The 14,489-nt window shown below is 73.8% G+C and carries 12 protein-coding genes and 1 pseudogene; 9 read left to right on the top strand and 4 right to left on the bottom strand.

All coding sequences use genetic code 11. The features are described 5' to 3' along the window. Window positions 1-16: 16 nt before the first annotated feature. The 3 genes and pseudogenes from LDL48_RS00880 to LDL48_RS00870 form a co-directional block, all read right to left on the bottom strand. A pseudogene (locus LDL48_RS00880) lies at window positions 17-100 on the bottom strand (hypothetical protein); the annotation flags it as partial. Further along, window positions 97-1,509, bottom strand: a complete 1,413-nt coding sequence (locus LDL48_RS00875) for an MFS transporter (protein ID WP_225252993.1) — start codon at window positions 1,507-1,509, stop codon at window positions 97-99. The pseudogene LDL48_RS00880 and the gene LDL48_RS00875, both read right to left, overlap by 4 nt. 154 nt (window positions 1,510-1,663) lie before the next feature. After that, complete coding sequence (locus tag LDL48_RS00870) at window positions 1,664-2,095, bottom strand: MarR family winged helix-turn-helix transcriptional regulator (RefSeq protein WP_225252992.1); 432 nt, start codon at window positions 2,093-2,095, stop codon at window positions 1,664-1,666. A gap of 79 nt (window positions 2,096-2,174) precedes the next feature. Here LDL48_RS00870 and LDL48_RS00865 point away from each other — a divergent pair, with 79 nt between their 5' ends. From LDL48_RS00865 to LDL48_RS00840, 6 genes are all read left to right on the top strand, one after another. Next, on the top strand, window positions 2,175-3,101 hold the full coding sequence (locus tag LDL48_RS00865; RefSeq protein WP_225252991.1) for a zinc-binding alcohol dehydrogenase family protein: 927 nt from the start codon (window positions 2,175-2,177) through the stop codon (window positions 3,099-3,101). Between the two features lie 101 nt (window positions 3,102-3,202). Then, window positions 3,203-4,030: an SDR family NAD(P)-dependent oxidoreductase gene (locus tag LDL48_RS00860; protein ID WP_225252990.1), complete on the top strand. Its 828-nt coding sequence runs from the start codon at window positions 3,203-3,205 to the stop codon at window positions 4,028-4,030. Window positions 4,031-4,142: 112 nt separating this feature from the next. Continuing rightward, window positions 4,143-8,120, top strand: coding sequence for an nSTAND1 domain-containing NTPase (locus LDL48_RS00855; protein ID WP_225252989.1), 3,978 nt, complete (start codon window positions 4,143-4,145; stop codon window positions 8,118-8,120). A gap of 171 nt (window positions 8,121-8,291) precedes the next feature. Further along, on the top strand, window positions 8,292-9,374 hold the full coding sequence (locus tag LDL48_RS00850; protein WP_225252988.1) for a D-alanine--D-alanine ligase family protein: 1,083 nt from the start codon (window positions 8,292-8,294) through the stop codon (window positions 9,372-9,374). A gap of 44 nt (window positions 9,375-9,418) precedes the next feature. Next, window positions 9,419-10,342 carry a threonine ammonia-lyase gene (locus LDL48_RS00845; RefSeq protein WP_225252987.1) on the top strand — a complete coding sequence of 308 codons (924 nt, stop codon included), beginning with the start codon at window positions 9,419-9,421 and terminating at the stop codon, window positions 10,340-10,342. Further along, window positions 10,332-10,979 (top strand): cysteine peptidase family C39 domain-containing protein, encoded by a 648-nt coding sequence (locus LDL48_RS00840; RefSeq protein WP_225252986.1) that lies wholly within the window; start codon window positions 10,332-10,334, stop codon window positions 10,977-10,979. Before LDL48_RS00845 ends, LDL48_RS00840 begins: the two co-directional genes overlap by 11 nt. On the opposite strand, the gene LDL48_RS00835 is transcribed toward LDL48_RS00840, so the two are convergent. Beyond that, on the bottom strand, window positions 10,943-11,551 hold the full coding sequence (locus LDL48_RS00835; RefSeq protein ID WP_225252985.1) for a TetR/AcrR family transcriptional regulator: 609 nt from the start codon (window positions 11,549-11,551) through the stop codon (window positions 10,943-10,945). The genes LDL48_RS00840 and LDL48_RS00835 overlap by 37 nt on opposite strands. Before the next feature lie 115 nt (window positions 11,552-11,666). Between LDL48_RS00835 and LDL48_RS00830 the strand changes: the two genes are divergently transcribed. The 3 genes from LDL48_RS00830 to LDL48_RS00820 all read left to right on the top strand — a co-directional run bounded on the left by LDL48_RS00830 (window position 11,667) and on the right by LDL48_RS00820 (window position 13,913). After that, complete coding sequence (locus tag LDL48_RS00830; RefSeq protein ID WP_225252984.1) at window positions 11,667-12,305, top strand: MSMEG_1061 family FMN-dependent PPOX-type flavoprotein; 639 nt, start codon at window positions 11,667-11,669, stop codon at window positions 12,303-12,305. Window positions 12,306-12,317: 12 nt separating this feature from the next. Then, complete coding sequence (locus tag LDL48_RS00825) at window positions 12,318-13,226, top strand: PDR/VanB family oxidoreductase (RefSeq protein WP_225252983.1); 909 nt, start codon at window positions 12,318-12,320, stop codon at window positions 13,224-13,226. A 66-nt stretch (window positions 13,227-13,292) separates the two neighbouring features. After that, window positions 13,293-13,913: a DedA family protein gene (locus LDL48_RS00820; protein ID WP_225252982.1), complete on the top strand. Its 621-nt coding sequence runs from the start codon at window positions 13,293-13,295 to the stop codon at window positions 13,911-13,913. Window positions 13,914-14,489 lie beyond the last annotated feature (576 nt).

The raw sequence follows: 14,489 nt of genomic DNA, 5'->3' as shown, positions 1-14,489 counted from the left end.
CCGTGACCGCGAACCCGGACCGGTGCAGCCAGTACGCCGCCGCGAGCCCGGCGATGCCGGCGCCGGAGACCAGCACGGTGCGCTTCGTGGACGTCCTCATGCCCGGGCTCCGTTCCGGGTGAGGCGGACGGCGACCAGCGACAGGGCGGTGACGACACCGGCGGCGACGAACCCGGTGACGAAGGCCGACTCGGTCGGCAGGCCGGTGGCCCCGTCGGCTCCGGCGACGAGGATCGTGCCGGTGGCCTGGGCGCCCAGGATGACGCCGAACAGCCGGGTCACCACGAGCAGGCTGGTGGCGATGCCGGTGTCCGTGGCCTCGACGGCGGACGCGGTGCCGGCGAGCAGCGCCGTGGTGCCGGCGCCCGCGGCGAACGCGGTCAGCACCTTCGCGACGGCGAGCTGCCATGCGGCGTCGTGCACCGCCGCCAGGGCGACCAGCGTGACCGCCGTGACCACGATGCCCACGACGACCACGGCACGCGCACCGAAACGCCGCGCCGCGAACCCGCCGACCGAATCGCTCACCGCTCCGGCGATCGCGCCGGGCAGCAGGAGCAGTCCGATGTCGGTGGTGCTGAGCCCGAAGCCGTAGCCGTCGGCCGACACCGCGAACATCTGCGGGATCAGGATGACCACCATCCCGAACGTGATGGACATGACGAAGGTGAGCACGATCGCGCCCCGCACCGCCGGCCTCGCCAGCATCCGCAGGTCGACCATCGGCGCGGCGGCGCGGCGTTCCACGACGACCCATCCGGTGCCGAGGGCGGCCACGACCAGCACGACGGCGCCGACCGCGTACCACGGCAGGCCGCCGCCGGTCACCGTGAGCAGCCCGAGAACGAGCGCGAGCAGCGTGGTGCCGAGCAGGGCCACGCCGGGCCAGTCGATCCGGTCGCCGGAGGGCGCCGGCGGATCGTCCGGCATCCACCGGGCCACGGCCACCGTCGCGCCGACGATCGCGATCGTCGGCAGCGCGAAGATCCACTGCCAGGAGAGTCCGTGCGCGATCGGCCCGGCGACCAGCATCCCGATGATGCCGCCGCCGGTGAACAGGGCGAGGACCACGCCGATGGCGGCCTGCGACTCGCCGGCCGAGAGATGCCGGCGTACCAGGATGAAGGAGAGCGGCAGCGCGCCGACCATGACGCCCTGCAGGACCTGACCGGCCAGCAGGACCGGCAGGTTCGGTGCGACGCCGGCCAGCAGGCCGCCGGCCGAGACCACGGCCATCAGCCAGAGCAGTACCCGCTTGCCGCCGTAGCGGTCGCCGAGTTTGCCGGCCACCGGGGTGAGGACCGCGCCGGTGATGAGGAGCGCGGTGGTGATCAGAGCCCCGTCGGCGGGGCTCACCCCCAGCTCGCGTTGCAGCAGCGGGAGCGCGGGCTCCACCACCGACTGCAGCGTGCCGAGGGCGAGTGCCAGGGTGCCGAGAGCGCCGACGGACCGTCTGCCGAGACGGACCGGGGAGACGGCTCGCGCCGGGTGGACCGTGGTCGTGGACACGGAAGCTCCGTTCGTTCGAGGATGCGTCAACTCGTGCCTCGAACACTTCCGTCCGGCGTCCCGCGCGACATCGTCCCGCGTCACCGTCGTGGCCTGGTGCGCCGCAACCGGTGACCCCGGCGTCCTGGTGCGTACGCACCAGGACGGCGTGGTCTCAGTCGGTGCCGGCGGGCTCCAGGAAGAACTCGAGCAGCGCGTGCAGCTGGGTCTGCTGCCCGGGTTCCAGCCTGCCGATCGCGGGCGCGAGCGCGTGCCGGATCTGGACGTCCAGCCGTTGGGTGAGCTCGCGGCCGGCCGGGGTCAGGAACACGTCGACGGCCCGGCCGTCGTGCGGGCTCCTGCCGCGGGCGAGGAGCCCCCGGCGTTCGGCGCGGTCGATCAGGCCGGACATCGTCGACTTGTCCAGGCCAAGGTACGCCGCCAGCTCGGTCACCCGGGGACGCCGGTCGCGGAGGATGCCGAGCACCCGCAGCTGGGTGAGCGACAGGTCGTTCTCGGCACCGATGCGGGTGAGCACGCCGGTCACCCGGAAGGTGCTGCGGACGAGGGCGTCGATGAGCGCGCTCGCGGAGTCTTCGGCGGTCATGCCGTCATGCTAGTTGACATGGTTGGTATTCCAAACCATACTCAACTTAGTTGGTAATACGAACTACCTTGGAGGCGCCATGCACGCCGCTGTCCTGTCCGCGTTCGACACCCCGCCGGCCTACCGGGACCACCCGGAGCCGGTCGCCACCGGCGACCACGAGATGGTCGTGGACGTGCTCGCCGCCGGCCTGCACCACCTGACCCGGGCCATGGCCACCGGCGCGCACTACCGCGGCGGCGGCGGACTGCCGCTGGTGCCCGGCGCCGACGCCGTGGTGCGCGACCGGTCCGGACGACTGCGCTACGCGGCCCTCGACGGCACCGGGCTCGGGACGTTCGCCGACCGCACCGTCATCGACGTCCGCCGCAGCGTGGTGCTGCCGGACGGGGCCGACCCGGTCCTGATCGCCGCCGCGATGAACCCGGGGATGTCCTCCTGGGTCGCCCTGCGCCGACGCGTCGCGTTCAGCTCCGGACAGCGCGTGCTGATCATCGGCGCCACCGGCAACGCCGGACGGATGGCGGTGCAGGTCGCGAAGCTGTTCGGCGCCGCACACGTGATCGCCGCCGGACGCGACGCGGCCCGGCTGGCCGCGCTGTCCGCCCTGGGCGCCGACGAGACCTGCACACTCGACCGGATCGACCGTGCCGCGGACGTCGACGTCGTCCTCGACTACCTCTGGGGCGAGCCCGCCGCCGCGGCCATGGTGCCGATGCTCGCCGCCCGCGCCGACCGCACCGCACCGCTGACCTGGATCCAGATCGGGTCGATCTGCGGCCAGACCGCACCGGTACCGTCCGTCGCGCTGCGTTCCGCCCGGCTGCAGATCGTCGGCAGCGGTATCGGTTCCGTCCCCGCCCGCGACATGATCGCGGAGCTGCCCGCGCTCACCATCGCGGTGGCGGACGGTGCGATCGACGTACGGGCCCGGGCGATGCCGCTCGCCGACGTCACCCGGGCGTGGACCGCCGACACGGACGACCGTATCGTCCTGGTGCCGTAGCCACGGCCATGCAGAAGAGGTGCGCACCGGGGAGACCCCCCAGAAGGCCGGCCACCGCCGGCCGCGGGCACCCGGAACCCAGATGGGGAGGTAGATCCGGCATGACGGGTCCACGTACGGTCGTGATCACCGGAGCCAGTTCGGGCATCGGGCTCGCCGCGGCGGAACAACTCGCCGCCGGCGGCGACCACGTCGTGCTGGTCGGCCGCGACGAACACCGGCTGGCCGCTGCGGTCGACCGGGTCCGGGCGGCCGGGCGCGGTACCGAACCGGGACACGTCCGGGCCGACTTCGAGCGCCTCGCCGACGTGCGGGCGCTCGCGGACCATCTACTGTCCACGTACCCGGCGATCGATGCTCTGCTGAACAACGCCGGGATGGTGGCGACGTCGTACCGGCGCACCGTGGACGGACACGAGGCCACCATCCAGGCCAACCACCTGGGGCACTTCCTGCTGAGCGGCCTGCTGCGGGACCGGCTGAGCGGCGGCCGGATCGTGAACACCTCGGTGCGGCCCGGCCCCAACGTGCGGTTCGACCCGGACCGGCTGGACCCCGACGGGCAGCGCTACCACGGCCTTGCCGCGTACCAGAGTTCCAAGGCGGCGAACGTGCTGTTCGCGATGGAGGCGGCGCGCCGCTGGCCCGACATCCTGAGCGTCAGCGTGCACCCCGGCCTGGTCCGGACCGACATCGGCCGCGACTCGGCGTTGCGGTTCGTCTTCCGCTACGCGCCGTTTCTGCTCAGCCCGGAGCGGGCGGCGCGCCGGCTGGTGCGGCTGGTCACGGCGCCGGCCGGGGAGCTGCGCAACGGCGCGCTCTACGGTGCCGCCGAACCGCTCCGGCCGGACGCCCGCCTGTTCCACCCGGGGAACGCGGCGCGGCTGTGGGCCACCTCCGAGGCCGCCGTCGCCGGGCCGGCGACCTGAGTCCGGAAGCCGACACAGCCGCCGGGGACCGGCGAGCCGGGAACGTACGCTGGGTCCGCCGCACCGCATCGCGAGCCGTACCCCCGCGTGGTCGGAGAAACGGAGAGCGCAGGTGCCCGACGAGCCGGCCGGTCCGTCCCATCGCCTGGACCTCGCCGGCATCCGGACCCGCCAGGAGTTCGCCGACGCGCTGACGGCGGTCCGGATCGAGGCCGGGCTGACCGTGCGCGACGTGGGGAGGCGGACGGGCATCCCGTCCGCCACCCTGGGTGGCTACTTCGCCGGCCGCCACCTTCCCCCGCTCAAGCCGGCTGATCAGCTGCGCGGCATCCTGGCCGCGTGCGGGATCAGCGACGCCGCCGTCGTCGACCAGTGGCAACGGGCGCTGGTCCGGATCCGCCCGGCCCCGGGCCGGCGACCGGCGGGCACCCCGGCTCCGTACCGGGGCCTGGAGAGTTACCAGCCCGAGCACGCCCAGTGGTTCTACGGGCGGGAGGCGCTCACCGAGTCGCTGGTCGGGCACCTCGTCGAGCGGCACCGGTGGGGCGGCCCGCTGGTCGTGGTCGGCCCGTCCGGGTCCGGCAAGTCCTCCCTGCTGCGCGCCGGGATGATTCCGGCACTGCGCGCCGGCCGACTCGGTCTCCCGGGCTCGGCGGACTGGCCGGTGCTGCTCCTCACCCCGGGGACGGCGCCGTTGCGGGAGCTGGCCGGGCAGCTGGCCGCCGTGGTGGACCGCGGCGCGCCGGAGCTCCACGACGCGCTCCGCGACGACCCGGCATCCGTCGCCGCGATGCTCCGCGCACCGGCGGAGCCCGCCGCAGGCACCGGCCGGCGCGCCGTCGTCGTGGTGGACCAGTTCGAGGAGATCTTCGCCGCGGAGGTGGACGAGGGGGAGCGGAGCCGGTTCGTGGCGGCGCTCCGCACGCTGTCCGAACCCGCCGCCCCGGCGGATCCGCGGTCGCCGCCGAACGAGCCGGGATCGCCGCCGGCGGCGCTGGTCGTGCTCGGGCTCCGCGCGGACTTCTACGACCACACGCTCCGGTTGCGGGACCCCCCACTCGCGCCCGCGCTGCAGCAGGCGCAGGTGGTGGTGGGCCCGATGACCGCCACCGAGCTGCGGCAGGCCATCGTCGAGCCGGCTCGCCGCGCCCGGCTCGACGTGGAGGACGGGCTGGTCGAACTGCTCCTGAACGACGTGGCGCCGGCCGCGAACGGCGGGGCCCCGGCCGCCCACGACGCCGGGGCGCTCCCGCTGCTGTCGCATGCCCTGCGCGCGACCTGGGAGCGCGGGAACCGCGGCCGGTTGACCGTCGTGGACTATCGCGGGACCGGCCGGATCCAGGGCGCTGTCGCCGGTACCGCCGAGGCCGCGTACGGCGCGCTGGGACCGGCTCAGCAGCGCCTCGCCCGCCGGGTCCTGCTCCGGATGGTGAACATCTCCGACGACGCGGCCGACACCCGCCGCCGGGTGTTCCGGAGCGAACTGCCGGCCGGCGCCGACGCGCAGCTGATGCTGGACGAGTTCATCCGGCAGCGGCTGATCACGGCGAACGCGGACCGGCTGGAGGTCACCCATGAGGCTCTGCTGCTGGCCTGGCCGCGGCTGCGCGAATGGATCGACGACGACCGGGCCGGCCTGCGCGCGCACCGGCAGCTGACCGCGGCCGCCGAGGCGTGGCGGGACGCCGGCCGTGACCCGCACGCGTTGTACCGGGGGACCCGTCTCACCGCGGCCGTGGAATGGACCGCCGAACCCGGTCGCCTGGACGACCTCAACCCCTTGGAACGGGAGTTCCTCGAGGCGAGTGCCGACCAGCAGTCGGCCGAACGGCGCGCCGAACGGCGCCGGACGCGGCGACTGTACAAACTGGTCGCCGCGCTGACCGTGCTGTTCCTGGTGGCCGTCTCCTCGGCCGGCTACGCGTTCCGGCAGCGGGCCGCGGCCGACACCCAACGCGACATGGCCGTCTCGCGCCAGATGGCGATCACGGCGAACCAGCTGCGCGGCACCGACGTGTCGCTGGCCATGCAGTTGTCGCTCGCCGCGTACCGGGTGGCGCGGACCCCGGAGGCCACCGCCGGCCTTCTCGAGTCGTACCGCACCCCGTCCGCGAGCCGGCTGGTGGGCCCTCCCGGCGTCGTGCAGTCGGTCGCCGTCAGCCCGGACCGGCGGTTGCTCGCCGCGGGCGGTGCGGACTTCGCCGTCCGGCTGTGGGACCTGACCACCCCGGGCCGGCCGGCCGCGCTCGACCGGCCGCGCGCCGGGCACACCGACACCGTCTACGCCGTGGCGTTCAGCCCGGACGGCCGCACGCTCGCCAGCGGGAGCGGGGACCGCACGATCCGCCTCTGGGACGCCGGGCGGCCCGCCCGCGCCGCTCCGCCCGGCGCGCGTCCGGCCGGCACCGGTGGCACCGTGTACGCGCTCGCGTTCAGCCCGGACGGCCGGCTGCTGGCCTCCGGCGGCGCGGACCGGGCGGTCCGTCTCTGGACGCTGTCCGGTTCGGGCCCGGTCGCACTGGGCGGCCCGATCACCGGCGCGGGCGACTCCGTGCACTCGGTGGCGTTCAGCCCGGACGGGCGCCTGCTGGCCGCGGGCAGCCGGGACCGGTCGGTCCGGCTGTGGGACGTCACGAATCCGGCCGCACCGGTCGCCCTCGGACGGCCGCTCACCGGGCCGCGCAAGGCGGTGTTCTCGGTGGCGTTCCGGCCGGACGGGCACACCCTCGTCGCCGGCAGCGCGGACGGCACCGTCCGGCTGTGGGACGTGCGGAGCCCGGCAACGCCGAAGCCGGTCGCCGGGCCGCTCGACGGCCCGCAGAGCTGGATCAACTCGGTGACCTACAGCCCGGACGGGCGCAGCCTGGCGGCGGCCAGTTCGGACGGCAAGCTGTGGATCTGGGACGCGGCCGCCCGGCGGGTCAGCGCCCAGCTGCCCCACCCGGCCCCGGTCACCGGTGCGGTCTTCCTGAACGACCGGTCCGTGGCCTCCAGCGCCGCCGACGGCACCGTCCGGATCTGGACGCTCCCCGGGCCCACGATGACCGGCCACACCGGAGAGGTCTTCGGTGCCGTGTTCGGCGCCGGCGACCGCATCCTGGCCACCGCCGGCGACGACGACACCGCCCGACTCTGGAACGTCGCGGACCCCCGCAACCCGACCCCGCTCGGTGCCCGGTTGACGGACGCGAGCAGGACCGACCGGGCGTCCGGAGCCGGCGCGCTCAGCCCGGACGCGCGGACGCTGGCCGTCGGTGCGGTGGACGGCAGCGTCCAGCTCTGGGACGTCGCCGACCCGGCGTCGCCGGTCCCGATACCGGTACGACTGACCGGCCACACGGCGGGCATCCAGGGTCTGTCGTTCAGCCCCGGCGGGACCGTTCTCGCCGTGGCCAGCGACGACCGGACCGTCTCCCTGTGGAACCTCACCCGGCGCCACCAGCCGGTCCGGCTCGGCCGGCCGCTCACCGGCTTCACCAACTACGTCTACTCACCGGCCTTCAGCCCGGACGGGCGCCTGCTCGCCGCCGGCAGCGCGGACAAGACCATCAGGCTGTGGGACATCCGCGATCCGGCGCGGCCGGTCCCGCTGGGCAAGCCGTTGTCCGGCCCCACGAACTACGCCTTCGCGGTGACCTTCAGCCCGGACGGCCGGACGCTGGCGGTCGGCGGAGCGGACAACACGGTCCGGTTCTGGGACGTCGCCGACCCCGCCGCCCCGGTGTCGCTCGGACGGCCGTTGGGCGGCCCCAGCAACTACGTCTACGGCCTGGCCTACAGCGCCGACGGGCGCACGCTGGCGGCCGCCGCCGGTGACGGCACGGTGTGGCTGTGGAACGTGGCGGAAAAGCGCCGCCCGGCACTGATCGCGAAGATCGCAGCGCATTCCGGCGCCGCGTATTCCGCGGCGTTCGGCACGGACCGGAACGTTCTGGCGACGAGCGGCGCGGACGGCACGGCGCAGTTGTGGAACACCGATCCGGACGCCGTCGCGGCGTATGTCTGCGCCGTGGCCGGTGACCCGGTCAGCGCCGCCGAGTGGGCGAAGTACGTCCCGGACCTGCCGCACCGCCCGCCCTGCCCGCGCTGAGCGGACCGGGCCGGCGCGTACGACGTTGTACGGCCTTTTCCCGGCCGGTATCCCCAGGTGGCCGGACCGGCGAGGGTGATGGATGCGAGGCGGTGGACGCGACCACGGAGTCGCCGTGGGCCCCGCCCGGCATTCCCCGCGTCAGCGGATCTCTCGTTAAGGGGCCACCAGATGAAGACCGATGTCATCCTTCTCGTCGGCGGGCGCAGCACGGAACACGACGCCTCCGTATGCGGCTACGAAAATGTGCTGGACGAACTGACGCGATCCGCCGAGGTCGCGCTCACCGGTGTGTTGTACGTCGACCGGGACCTGTCATTCCGGCTGTTCACCGGGCCTCCGTGGCCCACCGGCGAGGCGACCCTCCGGGAGGGGATTCCGCTCACCCTGAATGCCGCGCTCGAATTCCTCCGGCGAGCACCGGGTCACGTGTTCTCGCTGCTCCACGGCACGGAGGGGGAGGACGGCTGCTGGCAGGGCCTGGCCGAGATTCTCGGCGTCGGAGGCAGCTTCGGGCCGGTGCTGCCGTCGGCGCTCGGTATGAACAAGCTGCTCCAGGCCGTCGTGGCCCGCGGCCTGGAACCGCAGATCCGTACGCCGAGATCCTGGCTCGTGCGGCCGGGCGACCCGGCCCGCGTCGCGGAGATCCTGACCGCGATGGACGGCGCACCGCTGGTGGTGAAGCCCAACCGGATGGGCGCCTCGCTGCACACCAGGCTGCTCACCGACTACGACGAGGCGACCTTGCGGTACCGCTGCGCGCAGATCTTCCCGTACGACGACCAGGTGCTCGTCCAGGAATACGTCCAAGGAGTCGAGATGACCTGCGGCGTACTCCGCACGCCGGCGCACGCGACCAGGCTCCCGGTGCTGCGCATCGACGCGCCGGACGCCTTCTTCGGGCATCAGGCGAAACACCGGCACGGCGGCGCCGCCGTCGACGTGGTGCCGGACGGCCCGACCGCGAAGCGCCTGCAGACGATCTCCGAGCGGCTGTTCGACGCCCTCGACATCTTCCTCTTCGCCCGGTTCGACTACCTCGTCCGCGGCACCGACGTGTTCTTCCTCGAGGTCAACACGCTGCCCGGCCTGATGCGGCACAGCCTGTTCCCCCGGATGCTCCGCGAGGTGGGCCTGACGGTCGCCGACGTGGTGGCGATCTCGGCCGCGGCGGACCGGGTCCGCCGCCGGCGGATCAAGGAGCTGCGCTACGACATCCACCGCGATCCCGCGCCCTCGGGCGTCCCGGCCTGAGGGGGACGACGGTGGCGGCTTCGAGGAATCGGGCAGGCGGACCCGTGGGTACGCGGTCCGTCGCCGGCCGGCGCGCGGACCGGCTGACGGAACCGATCGTGACCCCGCTGGTGGATCTGCCGCGGCACGGCTGGGGCCGGCTCCTGATCAAGGACGAGACGAAGCAGATCTCCGGGGCGTTCAAGTACCGGGGCAGCTTCCACAAGCTGAGCCGGTGCGCGGCCGGCCGGCAACTGGTCACCGCCTCGACCGGCAACCACGCCGCCGGTCTCGCGCACGCGGCGGCGGCCATGCGGTGGCCGCTGGTCGTCTTCCTTCCGGACACCACGCCGGCGAAGAAGATCGCCAACGCCCGGAACTGCGGAGCCACCATCCTGCTGCGGCAGGGCGACTACGACGCCTGCGAGGCCGAGGCCCGGGGGTACGCCGCCGCGGTCGGCGCGACGTTCGTGCACAGCTTCGACGACGAGGAGATCATCGCCGGCCACCGGACCCTGTTCCGCGAGATCGAGACCGCCGGGGGCCGGCCCGACACCCTGTACGTACCGGTCGGCGGCGGTGGCCTGGTGAGTGCCGCGATCCGGGAGTGGGGCGCGCGGCCGGTGCGGGTGGTGGGCGTGGAACACGCGGACGCACCGGCGATGCAACGGTCGCTGCGCGCCGGGCGGCGGCTGACGCTCCGCCGCGCGTCGGGTTTCGCGGAGGGACTGATGGTCCGTGCCGTGGGCCGGGTGACCTTCGAGGTCTGCGCGGACTACGGCCTGCCGGTGCAGACGGTGACCGACGCCGAACTGCGGCGGGCGATGCGGATCCTGCACGACGAGGCCGGCATCCGGGTGGAGGGGGCCGGTGCGGCGGCCCTGGCGGCGGCGCTGCGCGAGCCTGATCCGCGACGCCGCGCGGTGTGCGTAGCCTCGGGCGGGAACGTGTCGCCACGAGCATGGGATGACTTCACGCATGAGCCCTGAGACGCCGGTCGCCCCGCACCGCTCGCTCCCGCAGGTGCCGTACTTCTCGCAGTGGGAGTCCGCCGACCTCGTTCCCGCGCTGCTGGCCGGCACCGTGTCGGCCGCGGCCGACCCACGATGGCCGGCCTCCGGCGCCGAATCGGCGGAGGAGTACGACTTCTGGTCCTGGCGGGCGTGCGGGGTGGCCTGCCTGCGCATGGTGCTGAGCCACCGGGGTACGTCGCCGCCGCCGTCGCTGGTGCTGGTCCGGGAGTGCGTGGCGGCCGGTGCGTACGTCCAGCGCGACGCGCAGCGGGTCGACGGCCTGCTGTACGAGCCGTTCGTCCGCTACGTGCGGCGGCGATGGGCCCTGCCCGCCGAGGTCGCCGCCCCGCTGCCCCTCGCCGACCTGACCCGCCGGGTCCGGACCGGCGCCCTGGTCATGGCGTCCGTCCACCCCAGCATCCGTTCGCTCGCCCCGGAGCCGCCCGCCCGCGGCGGCCACCTGGTGCTCGTTATGGACGTGACGCCGGCCGGCGACCTCGTGCTGCACAACCCGTCCGGACTGCCGGACCGGTCGCAACGCTTCGCGGTGGTCGGCCCGGACGACTTCGGCCGCTTCTACGCCGAGCGTGGCGTGGTCCTCCCGCCGCCCTGACCGGAACCGCGCAGATAGCCGGTGATCATCGCGGTCAGCTCGTCCTCCAGCCGGGTCACGTCGACGGAGTTCGGTGCCGCCACGAGGTGGTGCACGATCGGCCCGAGGGCCGCCGTGGCGAGGCGGGCGGCGGTGTCCCGGTCCTCGACCCGGACCTCGGGGTGCCGGTCGATCAGGTCCCGCAGGTCGTCGACCATCTCCTGCTCCTGCCGGGTGACCCGGTCGAGCAGCTCGCCGGTACGGGGCGCCTGCTCGTACATGATCCGCAGCAGTTCCGGGTCGTCCAGGTGGTTCTCGATCTTCGTGCGGACGAACATCCGGATGATGTCCTCGAGCGAGTCGGGCAGGTCTGACTGGTCACGGTAGGTACCGGTGACCCGGACACTGTGGAGGTGGCGGGTCATCAGCTCGGCCAGGATCGCGTCCTTGTTCGGGTAGTACTGGTACAGCGAGCCGATCGAGATCCGGGCCCGCTCGGCGATCCGGTTCGTGGTGCCGGCGGCATAGCCGTACTCGGCGAAAATGTGAGCAGCCGCGGTCAGGACGCGCTGCCGGGTCAGTTCGGCCCGCACCTGGCGGGGCTGTTTACGTGGCTGAAGTCTGCGCGGCTCCGACGGCATGGCGCCCCCAGGGAATCGAGGTGAAAGCGAGTAGCGGGACAATTGAGTGATTACTCATAATTGTGCCATGAGCAGCACAAGTATCCGCCGGACCCGGCCCCGCCGGGTGTCCCTCGACGAGGTGCGCGCCCGGATCGGCGAGCCCGACGCGATGGTCAGGGCGAAGAAGCGCGACCACCTCGACCACCACTCGCGCCGGTTCATCGCGCATGCCCCGTTCCTGGCGATGGCCACCTCGGACGCGCACGGCCGGCCCGACTGCACACCGCGCGGCGACTATCCGGGATTCGTCAAGGTGCTCGACGAGCGTACCGTCGCGATTCCGGACCGCCCGGGCAACAACATCGCCGACTCGTTCCGCAATCTCGCCGAGAACGACGGGATCGGGCTGATGTTCGTCGTCCCCGGCGTGCGCGAGGTGTTGCGGGTCAACGGCCGCGGCTATCCCACCGACGAACCGGACGTGCTGGCCCGGATGCAGATCGAGGGCCGGGACGCGCAGCTCGCCATCGTGATGGAGGTGGCCGAGGCGTACTTCCACTGTGGACGGGCGCTGATCCGCTCCCGGCTGTGGGACCCGGCGAGCCAGGCGCTGGCGGGGGAGGTGCCGTCCATCGGCCAGATCGCGGTCGACCAGATGGAACTCGACATGGACCCGGCGGACGCGGAGAAGATCCTCGAAGCCGACTACCGGCAGCTGTACTGAGGCGATCCGGAGATGCAGCGAACAGTTCTGGAACGGATCGAGCCGGTCGCCGACGGCGTCGTGTCGCTCGTCCTGCGCGGTGCCGCCGGCCCGCTGGCGCCCTGGGAACCCGGCGCCCACATCGACCTCGCCCTGCCCAACTGGCTGACCCGGCAGTACTCACTGTGCGGGGACCCGGCCGACCGTGATGGGTACCGCGTGGCCGTCCGGCACGACCGGCTCAGCCGCGGTGGCTCGGAGTACGTCCACCGCTTCCTGCGCACCGGCCGCCCGCTCGACGTGTCGTTGCCCCGCAACCACTTCCCGTTGCGGCCCGCGCCGGAGTATCTGTTCCTGGCCGGTGGGATCGGCATCACCCCGATTCTGCCGATGCTGGCCGCGGCCACCGCGGCGGGCAGCACCGCGACGCTGGTGTACGCCGGCCGGTCGGCCACCACCATGCCGTTCGCCGACGACCTGCGGGCCCGCTACGGCGACCGGGTGACCGTCCACCCCACCGGGGAACGCGGCCGGCCCGACCTGGGCGCGCTGGCGGCCGCCCTCGGCCCGCGGGCGCTGGTCTACTGCTGTGGCCCCGCACCGATGCTCGACGCGGCGGCGGCGGCGTTCCCCTCGCCGCGGCTGCACCTCGAACGGTTCCGGCCGGCGGCCCGGACGTTCGCCGCCAACCGGCCCTTCCAGGTGCGCTGCGTCCGCTCCGGACAGGACGTCGACGTCGGTGCCGAGGAGTCCCTGCTGAACGCACTGCAGCACGCCGGTCACCAGATCCCGTCCGGATGCCGGGAAGGGGTCTGCGGCAGCTGCGAGATCGCCGTCGTCGACGGCGAGCCGGAGCACCGCGACGACATCGGCGCCCCGCCCGGGCGCATGTACAGCTGCGTCTCCCGCGCGCGGTCGTCCCGCCTCGCCGTCGACCTCTGACGCCCGACCACTAAGGACCCTCGCTGTGACCATCACTCCGCACCTGCGCACCGTCGGCGGCGGCCGGTGATCGACTGGCTGCGGCTGGCCGAGTCGCTCATCACCTCACCGTGGCTGTACGGGGTGCTCATCGCGGTCTCCCTGCTCGATTCCTTCCTCCCGCTGATCCCCAGCGAACCCGTCGTGATCGTCGCCGGGGTCTACGCCGCCACCGACCACACCAACATCGTGCTCGTCATCGCGGCCACGACGCTCGGCGCGTTCCTCGGCGACCTCGTCCCGTACCTCGCCGGACGGCTGTTGGGTGCGCGGATCCTCAAGCGACTGCCACCCGGCTCCCGGCGACGAGCGGCACACGACTGGTTCGCCCGTGAACTCGACCGCCGTGGCGGCTTCATCCTGGTCACCACGCGGTTCATCCCGGTCGGCCGCTACCTGGCCACGCTGTCCACCGGCCTCGTCGGCTACCCGCTGCGGCACTACCTGCTGTTCACCGCGCTGGCCACCTCGAGCTGGAGCGCCTACACCGCGCTGACCGGCTACCTCGGCGGCGTCATGTTCCGGGAGAACACGCTGCTCGGCATCGCGGTCGGCGTCGGGCTCGCGTTCGTGGTGACCGGCGTCATCGAAGCCGTACGCCACGTCCGGGGGCGCCGCGCCGCCGCGCCGGCCCCGGCCGGCGACTGAACCCGCACGAGCGGGCTCGATGTCCGTGCCCGGCCGTGCGGCGCCGGGCGGGTCCGCGCGACGGTCGCGCGGCTCGGCCGCCGGGCCGAGCAGTCCCCAGCGGTCCGCGCGGAGCAGCGCCTCGGTGCGGTTGTCGGCGCCCATCCGGCCGTACAGGCCGCGCAGGCGGCGGTACATCTCGCGCTGGGAATAGCCGGCCGCGCGGGCCAGGCCGGCCACCGTCCCGCCCGCCGCCAGTGCCCGCAGCCAGGACGTCTCCCCGCCACTCAGCGCCGGCCGCTCGTGGTCCGGCCCGGAACCGGCCCGCGCGACGGCGGCCGGCAGGCACACCAGTGCGCGGGCGGCCGCCCCGACCGCGGACACCACGTCCGCATCCGTGCAGTCGGCCGGCAGCGCGGTCTGGCCCGACGTCAGCAGTTGCCAGTACCGGGCCGGCGCCGGATCCCGGACCAGCACCACACAGGTGGTACCGGGGGCCGCGGCCAGCACCTCGGAGCGGAGCCGGTCCGCGTCCACGGTGTCGCCGGTCACCAGGACCGGCGGGCGGGCGGTGCCCGCCCAGGCCGCCGGCCGGGC

The sequence above is a fragment of the Jidongwangia harbinensis genome (assembly GCF_020216025.1).
GTDB classification, from domain to species: Bacteria; Actinomycetota; Actinomycetes; order Mycobacteriales; family Micromonosporaceae; genus Actinoplanes; species Actinoplanes harbinensis.
This window is presented reverse-complemented; position numbering and strand designations above follow the sequence as displayed.

Coding starts and splice junctions, on each gene's coding strand:
- LDL48_RS00865 (WP_225252991.1), top strand. CDS start 2,175: ATGCACGCCGCTGTCCTGTCCGCGTTCGACACCCCGCCGGCCTACCGG.
- LDL48_RS00850 (WP_225252988.1), top strand. CDS start 8,292: ATGAAGACCGATGTCATCCTTCTCGTCGGCGGGCGCAGCACGGAACAC.
- LDL48_RS00860 (WP_225252990.1), top strand. CDS start 3,203: ATGACGGGTCCACGTACGGTCGTGATCACCGGAGCCAGTTCGGGCATC.
- LDL48_RS00840 (WP_225252986.1), top strand. CDS start 10,332: ATGAGCCCTGAGACGCCGGTCGCCCCGCACCGCTCGCTCCCGCAGGTG.
- LDL48_RS00870 (WP_225252992.1), bottom strand. CDS start 2,095: ATGACCGCCGAAGACTCCGCGAGCGCGCTCATCGACGCCCTCGTCCGC.
- LDL48_RS00830 (WP_225252984.1), top strand. CDS start 11,667: ATGAGCAGCACAAGTATCCGCCGGACCCGGCCCCGCCGGGTGTCCCTC.
- LDL48_RS00825 (WP_225252983.1), top strand. CDS start 12,318: ATGCAGCGAACAGTTCTGGAACGGATCGAGCCGGTCGCCGACGGCGTC.